Origin of the sequence: Blastococcus sp. DSM 46786 (assembly GCF_900109665.1) — a bacterium.
GTDB lineage: Bacteria > Actinomycetota > Actinomycetes > Mycobacteriales > Geodermatophilaceae > Blastococcus > Blastococcus carthaginiensis.
In genome coordinates this window covers 287160-307562 of record NZ_FOAO01000001.1, presented here as the reverse complement: position 1 = coordinate 307562, position 20403 = coordinate 287160, and the positions used below count along the sequence as shown (strand labels likewise).

The window sequence follows — 20403 nt, the reverse complement described above, 5'->3', positions numbered from 1 at the left end:
CCGGGCAGGGCTAGGTTGGCGACCATGGCGAAGCAGCCCAGGAACGGCAAGGTCACCGTGGTCGGTGCCGGTTTCTACGGCTCCACCACCGCACTCCGCCTGGCCGAGTACGACGTCTTCGAGACCGTCGTCCTCACCGACATCGTGGAGGGCAAGCCCGAGGGGCTGGCGCTGGACATGAACCAGTCCCGGCCGATCGAGGGCTTCGAGACGGAGGTCGTCGGCATCGGCGGCGGCTCCTACGAGGGCACCGAGGGCTCCGACGTCGTCGTGGTCACCGCCGGCCTGCCGCGCAAGCCCGGCATGAGCCGCATGGACCTGATCGAGACCAACGCCGGCATCGTCCGGCAGGTGGCGGAGAACATCGCGCGCACCTCGCCCGACGCCGTCGTCATCGTCGTCTCCAACCCGCTCGACGAGATGACCGCGCTGGCGCAGCTGGCCAGCGGCTTCCCGAAGCAGCGGGTCATGGGACAGGCCGGGATGCTCGACACCGCGCGCTTCACCGACAACGTCGCCGAGGAGCTGGGTGTCCCGGTCTCCTCGGTGCGCACCCTGACGCTGGGCTCGCACGGCGACACCATGGTCCCGGTGCCGTCCCGGTGCACGGTCGACGGCAAGCCGCTGTCCGAGGTGATGGCCCCCGACCGCGTCGAGCACCTCGTCCAGCGCACCCGCAACGGCGGCGCGGAGGTGGTGGCCCTGCTGAAGACCGGGTCGGCCTACTACGCTCCCTCCGCCGCTGCCGCCCGCATGGCCCGCGCGGTCATGGAGGACTCCGGCACCGTCATGCCGGTGTGCGCCTGGGTCGACGGCGAGTACGGCATCTCCGGGGTGTACCTGGGGGTGGAGGCCGAGATCGGCCGGGAAGGCGTCCGGCGGGTCGTAGAGAGCGACCTGGCGGAGAGCGAAGTGGCGGGTCTGCGCGAGGCCGCCGAGGCAGTGCGCGCGAAGCAGGCCGACGTAGCCGACCTCTGAAGAAGTAGAAGGACCCCGTCCTCCTCACCCCTCGCAAGCTCGGGGCGAGCCTCGGGACGGGGCCGTGACCGCACAAGGAGAACGCGTGAGCAAGATCAAGGTCGAGGGCACCGTCGTCGAGCTCGACGGCGACGAGATGACCCGGATCATCTGGCAGTTCATCAAGGACCAGCTGATCCTCCCGTACCTCGACGTCAACCTGGAGTACTACGACCTGGGCATCGAGGCGCGGGACGCGACCGACGACCAGATCACCGTCGACTCCGCGAACGCCATCAAGAAGCACGGCGTCGGGGTCAAGTGCGCGACGATCACGCCGGACGAGGCGCGGGTCGAGGAGTTCGGCCTCAAGCGCATGTACCGCTCGCCCAACGGCACGATCCGCAACATCCTCGGCGGCGTCATCTTCCGCGAGCCGATCATCATGGAGAACGTGCCGCGGCTGGTGCCGGGCTGGACCAAGCCGATCGTCGTCGGCCGCCACGCCTTCGGTGACCAGTACCGCGCCACCGACTTCAAGTTCCCCGGCGAGGGCACGCTGACGATCACCTTCCAGCCGGCCGACGGCTCCGCGCCGATCGAGCACGAGGTCTTCCAGTCGCCCGGCGGCGGCGTCGCGATGGCGATGTACAACCTCGACGACTCGATCCGCGACTTCGCGCGCGCCTCGATGAACTACGGCCTGCAGCGGCAGTACCCGGTCTACCTCTCGACCAAGAACACGATCCTCAAGGCCTACGACGGCCGGTTCAAGGACCTGTTCGAGGAGGTCTTCCAGGCCGAGTTCAAGGAGAAGTTCGACGCGGCCGGCATCACCTACGAGCACCGGCTGATCGACGACATGGTCGCCGCCTCGCTCAAGTGGGAGGGCGGCTACGTCTGGGCCTGCAAGAACTACGACGGCGACGTGCAGTCCGACACCGTGGCGCAGGGCTTCGGCTCGCTGGGCCTGATGACGTCGGTGCTGATGAGCCCCGACGGCCGCACGGTCGAGGCCGAGGCCGCCCACGGCACGGTGACCCGTCACTTCCGCCAGCACCAGCAGGGCAAGGAGACGTCGACCAACCCGATCGCGTCGATCTTCGCCTGGACCCGGGGCCTGGCCCACCGCGGCAAGCTGGACGGCACCCCCGAGGTGACCCGCTTCGCGGAGACGCTGGAGAAGGTCTGCATCGACACCGTCGAGGGCGGTCAGATGACCAAGGACCTCGCGCTGCTGATCAGCAAGGACCAGCCGTGGCTGACCACCCAGGACTTCCTGGCGGCCATCGACAGCAACCTCAAGAAGGCCATGGCCTGAGGTCTCCCTGACGCACAGCGGCCCCCGCACCCGCTTCGGGTGCGGGGGCCGCTGCGCGTCGCGGGCCGGTCGCGAGATGCGTCAGATCGGGGCCTGCAGAGAGCGTGGATGCCCGATCCAGCGCATCTCGTCCGGCCTGTGGACAGAGCCGACCGCGCGCAGCCCTTCAGGGCAGGCTCCCGACGTGCCCAGAGCTCGTCGTCCGGAGGTCCTGCAGGGTGCCGTGTTCCGCGGGCGTGACGTCGTCGCCGACGGCGTGCTGACCCGGGACGAGCTGCGCAGCTCTGCGTGGCGGCGGCTGTTCCACGGTGTCTACGCCGATGCCAGGCTGCCGGAGTCGTTCGGGCTGCGGGTGCGCGGTGCTCGGCTGCTCGCGCCGTCCTGCGCGGTCTTCTGCGGCCGCACGGCTGCCTACCTGCACGGCGTGACGGGCGTGGTCGATGCGGACAGCCCCGTGGAGTTGGTCGTGCCGACGTCATCGCGCGCCGCCGCCGCGGCTGGTCTGGTCGTCCGGCGAGCGGCGATCGAGCCCTCCGACCTGACGCAGAGCGGCCCTTTCCGGTTCACGACCGGCCTGCGCACGGCCGTGGACATCGCCCGGGTCGAACCGCTGCTCGATGCCGTCCCGGCGCTCGATGCGCTCGTCGCTGCGCGAGTCGTGGGGCTGGTGCCGCTGGCGGGGGCGGCCGCCGGGCTGCACGGTGTGAGAGGCGCGCACCGCTGCCGCCGGGCTGTGTCGCTGGTCGACCCGCGAGCGGAGTCGCCGCAGGAGTCACGGCTGCGCGTGGTCCTCGCGCTTGCCGGGTTGCCGGCGGTGCCGCAGCACGTCGTCCGGGACGCCGACGGTTTCGTCGCCCGGGTCGACCTGGCCTTCCCGGAGCTCCGCATCGCGATCGAGTACGACGGCGCCTGGCACGGCGCACCTGCCCAACTGCGCCGCGACCGCCGAAGGCTCAACCGGCTGGTGGCGGCGGGGTGGACGGTGCTGCACGTGACGGCCGCGGACCTCCAGCGGCCCGAGGGGTTGCTCGCACAGCTGCGATCGCTCGTAGTCGCTGCCGAGAGACGCCGGATCGGGGGCTGACCGGCGCCCGTAGGCCCGTCATGACGCATCTCGTCAGCGCGGGAGTCGGACCCAGCGCGGGAGGCGGCTCAGCCGAAGAGCTGGGTCCACCAGGGGCCGCCGGAGCCGGTCGCCACGCCGACGCCGAGCCGGGTCAGGCCGCAGTCCAGGATGTTGGCCCGGTGGCCGGGGCTGTTCATCCAGGAGGTCATGACGGCGGCCGCGTCGGCCTGGCCGCGGGCGATGTTCTCCGCCCGGGCCGAGACGCCCGCCCGGTCGGCGCGGTCGAACGGACCGAGCCCGTCGGGGTCCACGTGGTCGAAGAAGCCGCGGTCGCGCATGCCGGCGCTGTGCGCCCGGGCGACCGCGGCGAGCCCGGCGTCGGCCGCGACCGGGCCGCACCCGGCCTGGGCGCGCTGGGCGTTGACCAGGGCCAGGACCTCGCCCTCGACGCCCGTCGCGGCCGGTGCGGCGGGTGCCGGCGGGGGTGGTGCAGGCGCCGCGGCAGCGGGGGCCGGGACGTGGCTGGTCGGGCCGGGTGCCGGCGGGGCGGCGGGGGCGGGTGGCCGGCCGGACGGCGGCGGAGGCGGCGGTGTCCCCCCGGCGCCGGGGGTCTCGGCGGGGGCGGGGGCCTCGGCGGGGCCCGGTGCCGGCTCGGGCACGGCCGCCGCGGGCTGCTCCGCACCGGCGTCCGGCACGGCGGAGGTGTGGGCCGGTGCCGCGGGCGCCGCGGGCACCGCGCCGGGGAACACCGAGGTGGAGGAGTCGGGAGCGGACCCGGCGGAGGACGACGCGTCGAGCGGGCCCGGCACCTCCGGCCCCGAGACCACCGGGGCGGTGAGCACGACGGCGGTGGCCGCGAACGTCAGCGCGACCGCGAGGCCGACCCTGGGGAACCGGCGCGGCGAGCAGGGCGCGTCATCCCGGGCGGCGGTGCGGCGGTGGGCGCGGGGCGGGGGACCGGACGGCCGGTGGTGCATGCGGTTCCTCAGAAAGATCACGATCCGTTATCGGAGGAAGACTATCCGTGTGCACGCTGCCGGGGAAGACCGGCGCCGTGGGTACGGTCACCCCATCCGGCAGAGCCCCCCGGGCGTGCGCGGACCAGCGCGCGGGCAGCATGGACCCGGCACCATGGAACGGTCCGCCCCACCCCGAACCCCGAGGAGCACGCCGCCGGTGAGCGACGTATGGCTCAACATCGTCATGGTCGTCGTCTTCGTGCTGGTCGGCGGTGCCTTCGCCGGCGCCGAGATCGCCCTGGTCTCGCTGCGCGAGGGACAGGTGCGCGCCATGGCCGAGCAGGGGCGCCGCGGGCAGGCGGTGCAGAAGCTGCTCAAGGACCCCAACCAGTTCCTCGCCGCCGTGCAGGTCGGCGTCACCCTGGCCGGGTTCTTCTCCGCGGCCTTCGGTGCGAGCACGCTGTCGGCCCCCCTGGCCGACTGGCTGGAGACCCGCGGCCTCGGGGAGGGGCTCGCCGGCACCCTGGCGCTGGTCCTGGTCACCGTCGCGATCAGCTACGTGTCCCTCGTCGTCGGCGAGCTCACGCCGAAGCGGCTGGCGCTGCAGCGGGCCGAGGGCTTCTCGCTCATGGTGGCCGCCCCGCTCAACGCCATCGCCAAGGCGTCGCGGCCGATCATCTGGTTGCTGTCGAAGTCGACCAATGGTCTCGTGCGGCTGGTCGGCGGCGACCCGAAGGCCAGCGGTGAGTCGATCAGCCAGGAGGAGCTCCGCGACCTCGTGGCCGCGCACGAGTCGCTCAGCAGCGACGAGCGCCGGCTCATCGACGAGGTCTTCCGCGCGGGCGAGCGCGAGGTGCGCGAGGTCATGACGCCCCGCACCGAGGTCCAGTTCCTCGAGGCCTCGACGACCGCGAGCCGCGCGGCGAAGCTGGTCGCGGAGTCGAACTGGTCGCGCTTCCCCGTGGTCGGCCGAGACCAGGACGACGTCGTCGGCTTCGTGCACGTGCGCGACCTGTTCCTGCCCACCCACCCGGCGGGGCGGGCGGCGACCGTCGGCGACCTCGCCCGCGAGGTCACCCGGCTGCCCGGCACCGCCGCGGTCCTGACGGTGCTCAGCGAGATGCGCCGGGACAACCAGCACCTGGCGATCGTCGTCGACGAGTACGGCGGGACCGACGGCATCGTCACGCTCGAGGACCTCATCGAGGAGGTCATCGGCGAGATCTACGACGAGTACGACGAGGAGGTCGCGCCCGAGGACCGGCCGGCGCCGGACGCACCGCGCGACGTCGACGGCCTGCTCAACCTCGACGACTTCGCCGACGCGACGAGCCTGCGGCTCCCCGAGGGGCCGTACGAGACGGCCGCCGGGTTCGTCCTCGCCGAGCTCGGCCGGCTGCCCGACGTCGGGGACGCCGTGGAGGTCGAGGGGCGGCGCATCGAGGTGCTGGAGCTCGACGGCCGGCGGATCGCCCGCCTGCGCGTCGGCCCGCCGCCGGCGTCCGAGGAGCCCGAGGACGCCCCGGATGCGACCGCGACGAGCTAGCCGCGGCGCGCAACCTTCGACTGGTTCGAGCTGGGCCGGCTAGCGCTTCGCGTCAGGACAGTGTGCGCAGACGCGCGATTCCCGTGCCGAGAACTGACCATCTGCGCACTCCGTCGCCATCAGCGGCGGTCTCGGGAAGACAGCCGCCAGGCAGGCGCACGTTGACGGCCGCGGCACTAGCCGCGGCGCGCCTCGGCGACGTCCCAGGCGTCGCGGACGATGCCGACCAGGTCGGTGTGCTTCGGCGTCCAGCCCAGGTCGGCGCGGATCCGGTCGCTGGAGGCGACCAGCTGGGCCGGGTCGCCGGCTCGCCGCTCGCCGATCGTCACCGGGATCGGGTGGCCGGTCACCTCGCGGGCCGCCTCGACGACCTGCTGCACCGAGAAGCCGGTGCCGTTGCCGAGGTTGTAGACGCGGTGCTCGCCGGCCGCCGGGGCGGGAAGGGCGAGCAGGTGCGCGTCGGAGAGGTCCTCGACGTGCACGTAGTCGCGGATGCAGGTGCCGTCGGGCGTCGGGTAGTCCTGGCCGTAGACGGTGAGGGAGTCGCGCTGCCCGGAGGCGACCTGCAGGGCGAGGGGGATCAGATGGGTCTCCGTGGCGTGCCGCTCGCCCAGCCCGTACGCGGCGCCCGCGACGTTGAAGTACCGCAGGCTCACCGCGGCGAAGCCGTGCGCGACGGCGTAGGAGGTCAGCATGTGGTCGACGGCGAGCTTGGAGGCCCCGTAGGTGTTGGTCGGCCGGGTCGGCGCGTCCTCGCGGATCGGCACCTGGTCGGGCTCGCCGTAGGTGGCGGCGGTGGAGGAGAAGACGATCCGCCGGCAGCCGGCCGCCCGCATCGCCTCCAGCAGCGCGAAGGAGCCGCCGACGTTGGTGTGCCAGTAGTCCTCGGGCTGCTGCTGGGAGACGCCGACCAGCGACTTGGCCGCGAAGTGCAGCACCGCCTCGGGGCGGACCTCGGCCAGCACGGGCGCGGAGGCGTGCAGCGACACCTCCGCCAGCGCCGCCCCCTCGGGGACGGCGTCCGCGTGCCCGGTGGAGAGGTCGTCGAGGACGGTGACCTCGTGCCCCCCGGCGAGCAGAGCCGCGGTCACTACGCTGCCGATGTAGCCGGCGCCGCCGGCGACGAGTACGCGCATGGGGCACACCCTAGAAGGGCGGGCCCGCGGGAGGTGGAGGATCTGGTGGTCAGTGCCCGACCGGCGGTGCAGTCGCTCCCCGCGTACCGGCCCGGTCGCAACCCGGCCGACCTCGCCCGCGAGATCGGCGTCGAGCGGGCGGTGAAGCTGGCCAGCAACGAGGTGGCGTTCCCGCCGCTGCCCGCCGTCGTCGAGGCGGTGACCACCGCGGTCGCCGGCACCAACCGGTACCCCGACAACGGCGCCGTCGTCCTCACCGGTGCGCTGGCCGAGCGCTACGACGTCGACCCCGCGCAGGTCGCCACCGGGTGCGGCGCGGTGGCCATCTGCCAGGAGCTCGCGCAGGCCTACAACGACCCCGGCACGAGCATCGCCTTCGCCTGGCGCTCGTTCGAGATGTACCCGCTGCTGGCCCGCGTCGCCGGTGCCCGGGCGGTGCAGGTGCCGCTGACCCCCGGCCGCCCCGGCGGGTCCGCCGACACCCACGACCTGGCGGCGCTGGCCGCGGCGCTGGACGACAGCACCCGCCTGGTCTTCGTCTGCAACCCGAACAACCCCACCGGCACCGCCGTGCACCGCGCGGAGCTGGAGCGCTTCCTCGACGCGGTGCCCGCCGAGACGCTGGTCGTCCTCGACGAGGCCTACCGCGAGTTCGTCACCGATCCACGGGTGCCCGACGGCGTGGAGCTGATGCGCGGCCGGTCCAACGTGGCCGTGCTGCGCACGTTCTCCAAGGCGTGGGGGCTGGCCGGGCTGCGCGTCGGCTACCTCCTGGCCGAGGACCCGGCCGTCGCCGAGGCGGTGCGCAAGACCCACCTGCCGTTCAGCGTCGGCATGGTCGCCCAGGCGGCGGCGGTCGCGGCGCTGGCCAGCGAGGACGAGGTGCGGGCCCGGTGCGCCGCCGTCGTCACCGAGCGCGAGCGACTGACCGCCGCGCTGCGCGACCGGGGCCTGGAGGTCGCGGACAGCCAGGCCAACTTCGTCTGGCTGCCGACGGGGGAGCGGACGGCGGAGCTGGCCGCCGCGCTGGAGTCCCGCGCGGTCATCACCCGGCCCTTCGCCGGGGAGGGCATCCGGGTCACCGTGGGCACGCCCGAGGAGGACGACGTCTTCCTGGCCGCGCTCGACGACGCGCTGGGCGCCGCGGTCCGCTGACCAGCCCCGACCGGGTGACCTCGGCGGCCGGGGCCGCGGTGGGACGGGGGAGCCCGGAACGGACGCCGCTCCCGGCTGGTTTGATGGCCGACGTGGCTCCTCCCCGAGTGCTGTCCGGCATCCAGCCGACCGCGGACTCCTTCCACCTCGGCAACTACGTCGGCGCCCTCCGGCAGTGGGTGAGCATGCAGGAGGACCACGACGCCTTCTACTGCGTCGTCGACCTGCACGCGATCACCCTCGAGCAGCCCGACCCCGCCGTGCTGCGGCAGCGCACCCTCGTGTCGGCCGCGCAGCTGATCGCCCTGGGCGTGGACCCCGCCCGCAGCACCCTGTTCGTGCAGAGCCAGGTGCCCGAGCACGCCCAGCTGGCCTGGGTGCTGCAGTGCCTCACCGGCTTCGGGGAAGCCAGCCGGATGACCCAGTTCAAGGACAAGAGCACCCGCGAGGGTGCCGGCCCGACGTCCGTGGGGCTGTTCACCTACCCGGTGCTGCAGGCGGCGGACATCCTGCTGTACCAGGCGCACCGGGTGCCGGTCGGGGAGGACCAGCGGCAGCACCTGGAGCTCACCCGCGACCTGGCCGGGCGCTTCAACGGCCGCTACGGCGAGACCTTCACCGTCCCCGAGGCCTACATCCCGGCCGGAGCCGCGAAGATCCTCGACCTCCAGTCGCCGGACAAGAAGATGAGCAAGAGCCTGCCGCCGGCGGGCTGCGTCAACCTCCTGGACGACCCGAAGGTGACCGCGAAGAAGATCCGCTCCGCCGTCACCGACACCGGGCGGGAGGTCGTCGCGGACCCCGAGGGCAAGCCGGGCGTCACCAACCTGCTCACCATCCACTCCGCCTTCTCGGGGCAGAGCACCGCCCAGCTCGAGGAGCACTTCGCCGGTCGCGGGTACGGCGACCTGAAGAAGGAGCTCGCCGAGGTCGTCACCGAGGCCCTCGCCCCGGTGCAGCAGCGCACCACCGAGCTGCTGGCCGACCCCGCCGAACTCGAGCGCCTGCTCGCCGGGGGTGCGGCGCGGGCCCGCGAGGTGGCCGGCCGCACGCTCGCCGCGGTCTACGAGCGGGTCGGTTTCCTCCCACCCGCGGGGCCGGCGGCATGAACGACGACACCTTCGTCGGCCGGCTGGGCACGCCGCCGGAGACGGCGCTGCTCGGGGTGATCGTGCCCATCCCCGAGCCGTGGGCGGCCCTGCTCGTCGACTGGCGGTGCAAGGTCGGCGACCCGCAGGCGACGCTGGTGCCCCCGCACGTGACGCTGCTCCCGCCGACGGAGGTGCCGGTCGCCGACCGTGACGCCATCACCGCGCACCTGGCCGGCGTCGCCGCCGCGCACCCGCCGTTCGACATGCACCTCGCGGGCACCGGCACGTTCACGCCGGTCTCCGACGTCGTCTTCGTGGCCGTGGCGCGGGGGATCGGCAACTGCGAGCTGCTGGCCCACGACGTCCGCCAGGGCCCCCTCGACCGCTCGCTGTCCTTCCCGTACCACCCGCACGTGACCGTCGCGCACGACGTGCCGGGCGACATGCTCGACCTGGCCTACTGCGGGCTGCAGGACCTCTCCGCCGAGTTCCGGGTGGAGCACTTCACCGAGTTCGAGCAGACGGCGGCCGGTGTCTGGGAGATCGCCCGCGAGTACCCGCTGACCGGCCCGGAGCGCTGAGCGGACGCTGCGCGGGGGCCGGGCAGGCCCCAGACTCGGGCGGTGAGCTCCACCCCCACCCGCGAGGCCCCCGACGCGGAGGCCCCCGCCCGGAAGGGGTGGCCGGCGCGGGCGTGGGACCGCGTCGAGAGCACGATCGGCACCGCCCGGCGGCGTTCCCCCTGGTTCGACCACCTGGCCCGGGCCGGCGGCCGTTACCAGCGGCTGCAGGGCGATCTCATGGCCGCGGGGGTCACCTACTTCGCCTTCCTGGGGCTGTTCCCCGTCCTGCTCCTGGTGGCCTCGGTCATCGGCCTGGTGCTGGCCGGGGACGAACTGCTCCAGCGCGAGCTCTACGAGGCGATCCGGGCGGCCTTCCCGGGCAGCACCGGGCAGGACATCGTCGCCGACCTGCGCGGCGCGGTCGGCTCCGCGGAGGTGGTCGGCGCGATCGGGCTGGTCGGTTTCGTCTACGCCGGCCTGCGTGCGATGGACAAGTTGCGCATCGGCATGGAGCGCACCTGGAAGGGCAACGCCGAGGAGCCGGAGTTCCTGCGGGACAACGTCCAGGACCTGCTGGCCCTGGTGCTGCTCGGGGCGGTCGGCCTGGCGAGCCTCGGGCTGACCGGCGTCGCGACGACGGCGACGTCCTGGTTGCTCGGCGTGCTCCGGCTCGAGGACGTGGCCGGTCTCGCGGTGCTCACCACCGTGGTGACCCTGGCGCTGGCCTTCCTCGGCGACGTCGTCGTCTTCCTGTGGCTGCTGAAGGTGGTCCCCGCCACGCCGCACCCGGTGCGCCGGCTGCTGCCGGGGGCGCTGTTCGGCGCGGTCGGCTTCGAGGCGCTGAAGCTGATCGGGAACCTCTACCTCGCGCTCATCTCCGGCAGCGTGACCGCCTCGGCGTTCGGCGGCGCCGTCGGCATCCTGGTCTGGATCAACGTCGTCTTCCGGTTCGCCTTCTTCACCGCCGCCTGGACCGCCACCCTGCCGGCCGTGGAGTCCGTCGCCCGGCCGGCGGAGGAGGAGCCCGCGGCCGGCGCACCGGCGCGCTGACCCCGGTTGCCGTGTCGTGAGGTGGGACACGGCAACCAGGGCGGCGCGACCCGATCGGAGGAGGGTTCGCAACGATCGGGTCTCAGTACGTGCGAGAGGTTGTGGGGGGCTCGGTCCGCGCGGTTAGCGTCCGGGGTCGTGCTCCCTTGTGAGCCGCTCTCCGGGGTGGTTCGGGTGCACGCGCAACCCACCACCGGGAGCCCCGCCACGAGGCGGGGACCTCCCCACAGCAAAGGAGATCGTCTTGCGCCGAGCGCGGATGACGAAGGCCGCGGCGCTGCTGCTGGCCGGCAGCCTGGCCCTGGCGGCCTGTGCCAGTGACGAGGAGCCCACGGCCGGCGGCGACAGCGGCGGCGGCAGCGGTTCGGACGGCCTCCAGGTCGGCCTCGCGTACGACGTCGGCGGCCGCGGCGACCAGTCCTTCAACGACTCGGCCTACGCCGGCGTCGAGGCGGCCATCGCGGAGCTGGGCGGCGAGGTCCAGGAGTTCAGCCCGAACGACGACGGCTCCGACCGCGTCGAGGGCCTGGCCAACCTGGCGGAGGCCGGCTACGACCCGGTCATCGGCGTCGGCTTCGCCTACGCCGAGACGATCGCCGAGGTCGCCGAGGAGTTCCCCGACACGACCTTCGCCGTCGTCGACTCGTCCGTGGCCGACAGCGGCCTCGAGAACGCGACCGGCCTGCTGTTCGCCGAGGAGCAGGGCTCCTTCCTCGCCGGCGTGGCCGCCGCGCTGAAGAGCGAGACCAACCACGTCGGCTTCGTCGGTGGCGTCGAGATGCCGCTGATCCAGAAGTTCGAGGCCGGCTTCGTGGCCGGTGCCCAGGCGGTCGACCCGGACATCCAGGTCGACGTCGAGTACATCTCCCCGGCCGGTGACTTCTCCGGCTTCGGCGACCCGGCCCGCGGCCAGATCCTGGCCCGCAGCATGTACGACGCCGGCGCGGACATCGTCTTCCACGCGGCGGGCGGCTCGGGCAGCGGCGTCTTCCAGGCGGCCGCCGAGACCGGCAACCGGGCGATCGGTGTCGACTCCGACCAGTACCAGACCGTCGACGACCCGGCGCTGCAGGCGGTCATCATGACCTCGATGCTCAAGCGGGTCGACAACGCGGTCGAGGCGTTCATCAACGACTACGCCGAGGGCAACGTCCAGGGCGGCATCGACATCCTCAACGACCTGGAGAGCGACGGCGTCGGCCTGGCCACCTCGGGTGGGCAGATCGACGACATCCAGCAGCAGATCGAGGACTACCGCCAGCAGATCATCTCGGGCGAGATCACGGTCCCGACGACCCCGTGAGGCGTGGTGCGCCGGCCGGGACCTCCGGCCGGCGCACCGGAGCGACCCTCCGACGGCGGGTCCGGGCGTGCTGCCCGGGCCCGCCGTCGTGGTGATCGGGGGTCTTACCCGGAGCGGGGGGCGCGCTCCCCGTCGCCGCGGGGGTGCGACATCATGCGCAGGGCGGGTGGCCGTACCCCGGTCGCCCGCCCGGCCACCGGCATCCCCGGGGGGCGACGACCGGACCGGCGTCGTCCCCGGTGTGCCGGATCGAGACCAGTGCCGCCCGCGCGGCGCACCGTGAGAGAGAGGCCCACCCATGGCCCAGGCTCCAGCAGCCGGTGCCGAGCAGCCCGACGGCGGGGCGGCGCGGTCGCCGTACGCGGTCGAGCTGCACGGCATCACCAAGCGCTTCCCCGGCGTCGTCGCGAACAAGGACATCGAGCTGGCGGTCCGGCGCGGCCAGGTGCACGCGATCGTCGGTGAGAACGGCGCGGGCAAGTCCACGCTGATGAAGACCCTGTACGGCGAGCACCGGCCGGACGAGGGCACGATCCTCGTCGACGGCCGCCCCGTGCAGTTCCGCAGCCCGGCCGACGCGATCGCGGCGGGCATCGGCATGGTGCACCAGCACTTCATGCTGGCCGACAACTTCACGGTGCTCGAGAACGTGGTGCTGGGCAGCGAGCCCAGGAAGGGCGGGCGCCTGGACCGCGACAGCGCCCGCCGCCGGATCGAGGAGATCTCCGAGCGCTACGGCCTCGGGCTGCGCCCGGACGACCTGGTCGAGGACCTCGGCGTCGGCGACCGGCAGCGGGTCGAGATCGCCAAGGTGCTGTACCGGAACGCCCGGATCCTCATCCTCGACGAGCCGACCGCCGTGCTGGTGCCGCAGGAGGTCGACGAGCTCTTCGGCAACCTCGCCGAGCTCAAGCGCGAGGGCCTCACCGTCATCTTCATCTCGCACAAGCTCGACGAGGTCCGGAAGGTCGCCGACGCGATCACCGTGATCCGCCGGGGCACCACCGTCGGCGAGGCCGACCCCCGCACGACCACGGCCAAGCAGCTCGCCGAGATGATGGTCGGCGCCGAATTGCCGACGCCGGAGCTGCGCAGCTCCACCGTGCGCGAGACCCCGGTGCTCCGCCTCGCGGGTGTCACCGTCGCCTCGGACGCGGGGCGGCCGCTGATCGATACCGTCGACCTCACCGTCCGCGAGGGCGAGGTCGTGGGCATCGCCGGGGTCGAGGGCAACGGGCAGGCCGAGCTCGTCGACGCAGTCATGGGCCTGCGCTCGCTGGCCGCCGGCACCGTGTGGCTGGGCGACGAGGACATCAGCGGGTGGGCCACCCGCGCCCGCCGCGAGGCCGGGGTCGGCTTCATCCCCGAGGACCGCCACCGGCAGGGGATGCTGCTGGGCGCCCCTCTCTGGGAGAACCGCATCCTCGGCCACCAGACCCGGCCGCCGGCCGCGAAGGGCCCGTTCATCGACCGCAAGGGCGCCCGCGCCGACACCGAGCGGATCATGCGCGAGTACGACGTCCGGGCCCCCGGCCCCGACACGCTGGCGGTGGCGCTCTCCGGCGGCAACCAGCAGAAGCTGATCGTCGGCCGCGAGATGAGCGCCACCCCCCGGCTGCTGATCGCCGCCCACCCCACCCGCGGGGTCGACGTCGGCGCGCAGTCGGTCATCTGGGAACTGCTGAAGGACGCCCGCGGCGAAGGGATGGGCATCGTGCTGGTCTCGGCCGACCTCGACGAGCTGATCGGGCTCTCCGACACGCTGCACGTCATGTTCCGCGGCCGCCTGGTGGCCACCGTGGACCCGCGCCAGGTGACCCCCGAGGAGCTCGGCGGCTACATGACCGGCGCCCGGACCGCGGCAGGTGCGGCATGAGCGAGCGTGCGAGCTCCAGGAGCAGAGCCCGGTGGCGGTTCATGGTGGCGACGAGCGCTAGCGAGGAGACCTCATGAACCGTCTCCGCAGCACGGGCCTGGCCCTGCTGGGTCCGGCGCTCGCCGTCCTCGTCGCGCTGGTGATCTCGGCCGTGGTCATCGCGCTCATCGGCGAGAACCCGCTGCGGGCGCTGCAGGTCATGACCGACCTCGGTGACGCGCCCTCCCAGCAGGTGCAGTCGATCGTGGTGATCCTCAACCGCGCCGTCCCGCTCTTCCTGGCGGGGCTCGCGGTGTCGGTCGCCTTCCGCATGGGGCTGTTCAACATCGGCGTGGAGGGCCAGTACAGGATCGCCACCGTCGTCGCCGCCGCGGTCGGTGCGGCCGTGGCGCTGCCCGGCCCGCTGCACGTCCTGCTCGTCATCGTCGTCGCGATGGCGGTCGGCGCCCTGTGGGCCGGCATCGTGGGCGTGCTCAAGGTGACCCGCGGCGTGAGCGAGGTCATCAGCTCGATCATGCTGAACTTCATCGCGCTCGGGCTGGCGTCCTACCTGCTCACCGGCCCGTTCCGGGGCAGCCCGGAGGGCGCCTCGATCATCACCACGACGCCGCTGCCGGAGTCGGCCTGGCTCCCGGGGCTCAACGGCGTGCTGGGCGCCTTCGGGCTGGCCGAGCCGCGCACGGAGCTGTTCGGCTTCCTGATCGTCGCCGTCGTCGTGGGCATCGCGATCGCGGTGCTCATCCAGCGCACCCGCTTCGGCTTCGACCTGCGGGCCACCGGCATCTCGGCCTCGGCGGCCACCGCCAGCGGTGTCGACGCCCGCCGCATGGTGGTCACCACGATGCTGCTCTCCGGCGCGGTCGCGGGCCTGATCGGGCTGCCCGACCTGCTCGGCGACGCGCGCGCCTTCGGCACCGAGTTCACCGCCGGGTTGGGCTTCCTCGGCATCGCCGTGGCGCTGCTCGGCCGCAACAACGTCCTGGGGATCGCGCTGGCGGCGCTGCTGTTCGCGTTCCTCGACCGCGCCGCCCTGCCGCTGCAGTTCGCGGACATCCCGGCCTCGGTGGTCACGATCATCCAGGGCACGATCGTGCTCGCCGTCGTGATCGCCAACGAGATCGCGCGCCGGCTGGCGCTGCGCTCGGCCGAGCGCTCCGGCGCCGAGGCGACCGGCGCGCCCCCGGACCCCGGTGGCAGCGCGGACCCGGGCGGCCCCGGCCCCGGTACCGGTCCCGACGGCGGGCACCGGGTCCGCACCGGCGTTACCGGCTCTTCCGAGGAGGCGCGCGCATGAGCGAGCTTGCGAGCTCGAGAAAGGCAGAGCCACCCGTGGGCATGCGGTCACCGAGCGTCAGCGAGGTGGGCGCATGACCACCGCGACCCCGGCCGGCGGCAGCACCGCGACCCGGCCCAGCCGCGGCCCGCTCACCGACCGGCTCACCGGCGGGGGCCGGGGCACCCGGATCGTGTGGCTGGTCCTCGGCCTGCTGTTCGTCTTCTCCGTCACCCGGGCGATCTCCGGCGAGGAGGCGCTGACGTCGTCGTCGACGATGCGGGCGGCGCTGCTGCTGGCGGTGCCGATCGGCCTCGCCGCGCTGGGCGGGCTCTACGCCGAGCGCGCCGGCGTGGTCAACATCGGCCTCGAGGGGATGCTCATCCTCGGCACCTGGGGCGCCGGCTGGGCCGGCTGGCAGTGGGGCTGGGTCGGCGCGATCATCGGCGGCACCGTGCTCGGGGCCATCGGCGGCCTGCTGCACGCGATCGCGACGGTGACCTTCGGCGTCGACCACGTCATCTCCGGCGTGGCGATCAACATCCTCGCCGCCGGCGTCGTCCGCTTCCTGTCCGAGCTGGTCTACACCGAGGGAACCGGTGGCGGGCCGACGCAGTCGCCGTCGGTGGGCGGCGACCCGCCGAGCTTCTCCGTCCCGGTGCTCTCCTCCGGGCCCGACCTGCTCGGCGACCTGGAGAACTCCGGCTGGTTCCTGCTCAGCGACCTCGCCGGCGTGCTGCGCGGGCTGACCAGCGGGCTGGGCGTGGTCACGCTGCTGGCGATCCTGCTGATCCCGATCTCCTACGTCGTCCTCTGGCGGACGGCGTTCGGGCTGCGGCTGCGCTCCTGCGGCGAGAACCCGGCGGCCGCCGACTCGCTGGGCGTGCCGGTGTACCGGATGAAGTACATCGCGGTGATCATCTCCGGCGCGCTGGCCGGGCTCGGCGGTGTCTTCCTGGTCTTCGTCGCGGGCATCTACCGCGAGGGGCAGACCGGCGGCCGCGGCTTCATCGGCCTCGCCGCGCTCATCTTCGGCAACTGGCGCCCGGGCGGGCTGGCCGCCGGCGCCGGGCTGTTCGGCTTCTCCGACGCCCTGCAGCTGCGCAGCCGGACGGCGGTGGTCGCGCTGCTGCTGCTGGTCGCGCTCCTGCTGGTCGGCGTCGCGGTCTACCAGGCCGTGCGGCGCCGCTGGGTGCCGGCGGTGCTCGCCGTCGTGGTCGCGGCGCTCGCCCTCGCCGGGTTCCTCACCGTCGACGAGCTGCCCGACGGCATCGTCTTCTTCACCCCGCACCTGACCACGCTGCTGGTCCTCTCGCTGGCCTCCCAACGGTTGCGGATGCCCAAGGCCGACGGACTGGTCTACCGACGAGGGGAACACTGATGGAGCCGGACTGGGACGCCCTGCGGGCCGCGGCCCGCGAGGCCATGACCCACGCCTACGCGCCCTACTCGGCGTTCCCCGTCGGCGTCGCCGGCCTGGTGGACGACGGCCGCGTGGTCACCGGGTGCAACGTGGAGAACGCCTCGTACGGCCTGGGGTTGTGCGCCGAGTGCGGCATGGTGAGCGACCTGGCCCGCACCGGGGGCGGCCGGCTGGTCGCCGTGGCGTGCGTGGGCGGGGACGGGCAGCCGCTCATGCCCTGCGGCCGCTGCCGCCAGCTGCTGTGGGAGCACGGCGGCGCCGACATGCTCATCGAGACGGTGTCGCTCGGCATCGTGCCGATGCGGGAGGTGCTGCCCGACGCGTTCGGCCCCGACGACCTGGTCGCGGCGACGGAGCGGGGGCAGGGCTGATGGCCGGCCACGACGCGATCGACGTCATCCGCGCCAAGCGGGACGGCGTCCCGCTGACCGCCGAGCAGATCCGCTGGGTGATCGGCGCCTACACCGCCGGGCAGGTCCCGGACGAGCAGATGAGCGCGCTGCTCATGGCGGTGTTCTTCCGCGGGATGAGCGCCGACGAGCTCGCCGCCTGGACGCAGGCGATGATCGACTCCGGCGAGCGGAAGGACCTGTCCGCGCTCGGCCGGCCCACCGCCGACAAGCACTCCACCGGCGGGGTCGGCGACAAGATCACGCTGCCGCTGGCGCCGCTCGTCGCCGCCTGCGGCGTCGCCGTCCCGCAGCTCTCCGGCCGGGGCCTCGGCCACACCGGGGGCACGCTGGACAAGCTGGAGGCGGTCCCCGGCTGGCGGGCGGACGTGCACGAGGAGGCCTACCTCGCGCAGCTCCGCGACGTCGGCGCGGTCATCTGCGCGGCCGGCCACGACCTCGCCCCGGCCGACAAGCTGCTCTACGCGCTCCGCGATGTCACGGGCACCGTCGAGTCGATCCCGCTCATCGCCAGCTCGATCATGAGCAAGAAGATCGCCGAGGGCGCCGACGCGCTGGTGCTCGACGTCAAGACCGGCTCGGGCGCCTTCATGAAGAACCCCGACGACGCCCGGACGCTGGCCCGCACGATGGTCGGGCTCGGGGAGGCCGCCGGGGTGCGCACGGTGGCGCTGGTGACCGCGATGGACCGGCCGCTGGGCCGCGCCGCGGGCAATGCCGTCGAGGTCGCGGAGTCGGTGGAGGTGCTCGCCGGCGGCGGGCCCGCCGACGTCGTCGAGCTGACCCTCGCCCTGGCCCGGGAGATGCTCGCCGGGGCCGGCCGGGACGACGTCGACCCCGCCGATGCGCTGCGCGAGGGCCGGGCCATGGACGTGTGGCGGCGCATGATCGGCGCCCAGGGCGGCGACCCCGACGCCCCGCTGCCGCAGCCCGCGGAGCGGCACGTGGTGACCGCCTCGGCCACCGGCACCCTGACCCGCCTGGACGCCTACGCCCTGGGCGTCGCCGCCTGGCGGCTGGGCGCCGGCCGGGCGCGCAAGGAGGACCCGGTGCAGGCTGCCGCGGGGATCACCTGGACCGCCGGCGTGGGGGAGCGGGTGACCGCGGGCCAGCCGCTGCTGGAGCTGCAGACCGACGACGCCGACCGGATCCCGCGGGCGCTCGAGGCGCTCGAGGGCGCCATCGGGGTGGACACGGGCGAGCAGCCGCTGCCGCTGGTGCTCGACCGCATCACCGCCTGAACCCCGTCGCGATCATGGCGCCGTGACCACCCCCGGACCCGGATCCGCGGTCCCGGCGCCGTGATCGCGGGGGGAGGGGCGCGGGCGGTCGCAGCCGAAGGGGGAGACTGTTCCCTCGTGCAGAAGGACTCCCTCCTCCCCACCCAGGAAGGACCCCGTCCTCCCCACCCGCCGCAGGCCCAGGCCGGGACCCGGGGCGGGGCGGCGGCGGGACCCGTGAGGGAGCCGGTGGACCCCGAGGCGGCCATCTCCATCCGCGGGCTGGTCAAGCGCTACGGGGACCGGGCGGCCGTCGACGGGCTGGACCTCGACATCCGCCGCGGGGAGATCTTCGCGCTCCTGGGGCCCAACGGGGCCGGGAAGACGACGACGGTCGAGATCTGCGAGGGCTACCGCGACCGGGACGCCGGCGAGGTGCGCGTGCTCGGGGTCGACCCGGCGCGGGGCGGTCGCCGCTGGAAGGCGGAGCTCGGCATCGTGCTGCAGTCCGGCGCCGGGGACAGCCAGCTCTCGGTGCGCGAGCTGCTGTCCGCGCAGGCCTCCTACTACGCCGACCCCCGCGACCCCGACGAGGTGCTGGAGCTGGTGGGCTTGACCGAGAAGGCCGGGGCCCGCGGTCGCACGCTCTCGGGCGGGCAGCGGCGCCGGCTGGACGTGGCGCTGGGCATCGTCGGGCGGCCCCGGCTTCTGTTCCTCGACGAGCCGACCACCGGCTTCGACCCGGAGGCGCGCCGCCAGTTCTGGTCGCTGATCCGGTCGCTGCGCGAGCTGGGCACCACCATGCTGCTCACGACCCACTATCTCGACGAGGCCGAGGAGCTGGCCGACCGGGTCGGCGTCCTCGCCCACGGCCAGCTCGCCGAGGTCGCCGTCCCGACCGCGATCGGCGGCCGCGGCACCGCGCCCGCCGTCGTCAGCTGGACCGAGGACGGCGCCCGCCGCACCGCCGAGACCGCCACGCCCACCGCGTTCGTCGCCGAGCTCGCCGCCCGCTTCCCCGGCGAGGTGCCCGACCTCGCGGTCAGCCGGCCCACCCTCGAGGACGTCTACCTCAAGATGATCGGGGACCGCTCGTGAGCACCACCGCACCGGAGCGGGCCGCCCTGCCCTCGGTCACCCGGGTCTCCCGCACGCGGGCGGGGGTGGAGCTCAAGGAGTTCTTCCGCCAGCGCGAGTCGGTCGTCTTCACCCTCGTCTTCCCGGTCATCCTGCTGCTCGGGCTGGGCGCGGTCCTGGACTACGACCTGGGCTCCGGCGTGGACTTCCCGCAGTACTTCATGGCGGGGGTCATCGCTGCCGGCATCGTGGGCGCGAGCCTGCAGAACATGGCGATCCACATCGCCGGTGAGCGCTCCGACGGCACGCTCAAGGCGCTGGCCGGCAGCCCGATGCCCAAGACCGCCTACTTCGTCGGCAAGGTCGCCCAGGTCGTCGCGGTGACGATCGCGACGATCGTGCTCCTGCTGGTCGTCGGCGTGCTCGTGTTCGGCATCGACCTGCCCACGGGTGCGGACTGGCTGACCTTCGCCTGGGTGACCGTGCTGGGGGCGGCGGCCTGCACTCTGCTCGGCATCGCGGTCTCCTCCCTGGCCCGCAACTCCCGGTCGGCCTCGGCGACGATCACGCCGATCGCGCTCGTGCTCGAGTTCATCTCCGGCGTCTTCATGCCCTTCGACCAGGTGCCCGGGTGGTTGCAGGACGTCGCCGCGGTCTTCCCGGTGAAGTGGCTGGCCCAGGGCCTGCGCTCGGTGTTCCTGCCCGACTCGCTCGCCGCCCGCGAGCCGGCGGGCTCCTGGGAGCTCGGCACGGTGGCGGTCGTGCTCGGCGTCTGGTGCGTGCTGGGCCTGCTGCTCTGCGTCCGCACCTTCCGCTGGCAGGAGAGATGACAGATGACATCGTCGGTGCCGTCCCGGCCGCGGTGAGCCGCTGAGTCGCGCCTGCGCGGAGGCCTTCGGCCCACCTCCGGCCCCCACTCGGCACGACACCGCGGCCAACGGGCCATCCCCCCAGTACGGCAACAGGTGGGCGGACCG

At 73.7% G+C, this 20403-nt stretch carries 18 protein-coding genes; 16 read left to right on the top strand and 2 right to left on the bottom strand.

All coding sequences use genetic code 11. From position 1 onward, the window contains the following. The first annotated feature begins 24 nt into the window (after positions 1–24). The 3 genes from mdh to BMW62_RS01425 all read left to right on the top strand — a co-directional run bounded on the left by mdh (position 25) and on the right by BMW62_RS01425 (position 3362). On the top strand, positions 25–978 hold the full coding sequence (gene mdh, locus BMW62_RS01435; protein WP_091929034.1) for a malate dehydrogenase: 954 nt from the start codon (positions 25–27) through the stop codon (positions 976–978). Between the two features lie 85 nt (positions 979–1063). Further along, positions 1064–2278, top strand: a complete 1215-nt coding sequence (locus tag BMW62_RS01430) for an NADP-dependent isocitrate dehydrogenase (RefSeq protein WP_091929033.1) — start codon at positions 1064–1066, stop codon at positions 2276–2278. A gap of 184 nt (positions 2279–2462) precedes the next feature. Then, entirely contained in the window at positions 2463–3362 is a 900-nt protein-coding gene (locus tag BMW62_RS01425; protein ID WP_139206158.1) for a PDDEXK family nuclease, read from the top strand. Between the two features lie 68 nt (positions 3363–3430). On the opposite strand, the gene BMW62_RS23375 is transcribed toward BMW62_RS01425, so the two are convergent. Beyond that, complete coding sequence (locus BMW62_RS23375) at positions 3431–4342, bottom strand: CAP domain-containing protein (RefSeq protein WP_280138592.1); 912 nt, start codon at positions 4340–4342, stop codon at positions 3431–3433. 178 nt (positions 4343–4520) lie between these two features. Here BMW62_RS23375 and BMW62_RS01415 point away from each other — a divergent pair, with 178 nt between their 5' ends. Then, a complete protein-coding gene (locus tag BMW62_RS01415; protein WP_091929031.1) occupies positions 4521–5849 on the top strand; it encodes a hemolysin family protein in 1329 nt (442 codons plus the stop codon). A gap of 176 nt (positions 5850–6025) precedes the next feature. On the opposite strand, the gene galE is transcribed toward BMW62_RS01415, so the two are convergent. Beyond that, positions 6026–6985 carry a UDP-glucose 4-epimerase GalE gene (galE, locus tag BMW62_RS01410; protein WP_091929030.1) on the bottom strand — a complete coding sequence of 320 codons (960 nt, stop codon included), beginning with the start codon at positions 6983–6985 and terminating at the stop codon, positions 6026–6028. Between the two features lie 45 nt (positions 6986–7030). Here galE and hisC point away from each other — a divergent pair, with 45 nt between their 5' ends. The 12 genes from hisC to BMW62_RS01350 all read left to right on the top strand — a co-directional run bounded on the left by hisC (position 7031) and on the right by BMW62_RS01350 (position 20256). After that, positions 7031–8140 carry a histidinol-phosphate transaminase gene (gene hisC / locus BMW62_RS01405; protein ID WP_091929029.1) on the top strand — a complete coding sequence of 370 codons (1110 nt, stop codon included), beginning with the start codon at positions 7031–7033 and terminating at the stop codon, positions 8138–8140. 83 nt (positions 8141–8223) lie between these two features. Then, positions 8224–9249 carry a tryptophan--tRNA ligase gene (trpS, locus tag BMW62_RS01400; RefSeq protein WP_091929028.1) on the top strand — a complete coding sequence of 342 codons (1026 nt, stop codon included), beginning with the start codon at positions 8224–8226 and terminating at the stop codon, positions 9247–9249. Next, a complete protein-coding gene (locus BMW62_RS01395) occupies positions 9246–9812 on the top strand; it encodes a 2'-5' RNA ligase family protein (RefSeq protein WP_091929027.1) in 567 nt (188 codons plus the stop codon). The genes trpS and BMW62_RS01395 overlap by 4 nt, the downstream gene beginning before the upstream one ends. 42 nt (positions 9813–9854) lie before the next feature. Continuing rightward, positions 9855–10844 carry a YihY/virulence factor BrkB family protein gene (locus tag BMW62_RS01390; RefSeq protein ID WP_091929026.1) on the top strand — a complete coding sequence of 330 codons (990 nt, stop codon included), beginning with the start codon at positions 9855–9857 and terminating at the stop codon, positions 10842–10844. Between the two features lie 244 nt (positions 10845–11088). Next, positions 11089–12147 (top strand): BMP family lipoprotein, encoded by a 1059-nt coding sequence (locus BMW62_RS01385; protein ID WP_091929025.1) that lies wholly within the window; start codon positions 11089–11091, stop codon positions 12145–12147. A gap of 298 nt (positions 12148–12445) precedes the next feature. Next, entirely contained in the window at positions 12446–14023 is a 1578-nt protein-coding gene (locus BMW62_RS01380; protein WP_091929024.1) for an ABC transporter ATP-binding protein, read from the top strand. Between the two features lie 73 nt (positions 14024–14096). Further along, positions 14097–15317, top strand: a complete 1221-nt coding sequence (locus BMW62_RS01375; RefSeq protein WP_091929023.1) for an ABC transporter permease — start codon at positions 14097–14099, stop codon at positions 15315–15317. Between the two features lie 73 nt (positions 15318–15390). Next, entirely contained in the window at positions 15391–16677 is a 1287-nt protein-coding gene (locus BMW62_RS01370) for an ABC transporter permease (RefSeq protein ID WP_091929022.1), read from the top strand. Next, positions 16677–17090, top strand: coding sequence for a cytidine deaminase (locus BMW62_RS01365; RefSeq protein ID WP_091929021.1), 414 nt, complete (start codon positions 16677–16679; stop codon positions 17088–17090). The genes BMW62_RS01370 and BMW62_RS01365 overlap by 1 nt, the downstream gene beginning before the upstream one ends. Continuing rightward, positions 17090–18370, top strand: coding sequence for a thymidine phosphorylase (locus BMW62_RS01360; RefSeq protein ID WP_091929020.1), 1281 nt, complete (start codon positions 17090–17092; stop codon positions 18368–18370). The genes BMW62_RS01365 and BMW62_RS01360 overlap by 1 nt, the downstream gene beginning before the upstream one ends. 216 nt (positions 18371–18586) lie before the next feature. Further along, the gene (locus tag BMW62_RS01355) at positions 18587–19447 is read left to right on the top strand and encodes an ABC transporter ATP-binding protein (RefSeq protein WP_211434927.1); all 861 of its coding nucleotides are present in this window, start codon (positions 18587–18589) and stop codon (positions 19445–19447) included. Then, positions 19444–20256, top strand: coding sequence for an ABC transporter permease (locus BMW62_RS01350; protein ID WP_091929018.1), 813 nt, complete (start codon positions 19444–19446; stop codon positions 20254–20256). The genes BMW62_RS01355 and BMW62_RS01350 overlap by 4 nt, the downstream gene beginning before the upstream one ends. Positions 20257–20403 lie beyond the last annotated feature (147 nt).